General features: G+C 41.9%; 1 protein-coding gene. It reads left to right on the top strand.

Features of this window, described 5'->3' with window-relative positions; all coding sequences use genetic code 11:
• Positions 1-144: 144 nt before the first annotated feature.
• On the top strand, positions 145-890 hold a 746-nt coding region (locus FC64_RS04450; protein WP_057906735.1), incomplete at its 3' end, for a sigma-70 family RNA polymerase sigma factor.

Raw genomic sequence — 890 nt, 5'->3', positions numbered from 1 at the left:
ATCGAAGCCAAAGCATTGCGGAAGCTGCGCCACCCATCACGGTCAAAGCAATTAAAGGACTTTCTTGACTAGGAAATAAAGTGAACTAAGATATTTCGAATGGGATCGAAACTAAAGGAGGAATCCAACTTGGCAGATTCAAAAATGAATGAAAAAGAATTTAAGAGTAAATTGAATTCACTGATTAAAGAATATAAGAAGGTAGGAAAAGTTCAATATGACGAACTTAACAAACAGTTTGCCGAACCGATGAACTTGAATGCCGATCAAATGGATAAAATCATTGAACATGTCGAAGACTCCGGCATTTCAGTGGTTGATGAAAATGGTGAACCAAGTAAGGCCAGTTTAAAAGCCGCTGACCACACTGCTGAAGAAGCAAAGAAGGAGACTTCATCATCATTGTCATCTGGGGTTAAAGTCAACGATCCAGTTCGGATGTACTTAAAGGAAATTGGTCGGGTGCCATTGCTTTCAGCTGATGAAGAAAAAGAATTAGCATTGAAAATTGAACAAGGTGATGAAGAGGCAAAACAACACCTTGCCGAAGCAAACTTACGGTTAGTTGTTTCAATTGCTAAGCGGTATGTTGGTCGCGGAATGTCACTGCTTGACCTGATTCAGGAAGGAAACATGGGCTTGATGAAGGCGGTTGAAAAATTCGATTATCGCAAAGGATTCAAGTTCTCAACCTATGCAACCTGGTGGATCCGGCAAGCTATTACGCGGGCGATTGCGGATCAAGCACGGACGATTCGGATTCCAGTTCACATGGTTGAAACGATCAATAAATTGATTCGGATTCAACGGCAAATGCTTCAAGATCTTGGTCGCGAACCAATTCCGGAAGAAATCGGGGCTGAAATGGATATGCCAACGCAAAAAGTGCG

The organism is Ligilactobacillus araffinosus DSM 20653, from assembly GCF_001435375.1.
GTDB lineage: Bacteria > Bacillota > Bacilli > Lactobacillales > Lactobacillaceae > Ligilactobacillus > Ligilactobacillus araffinosus.
This window is presented reverse-complemented; position numbering and strand designations above follow the sequence as displayed.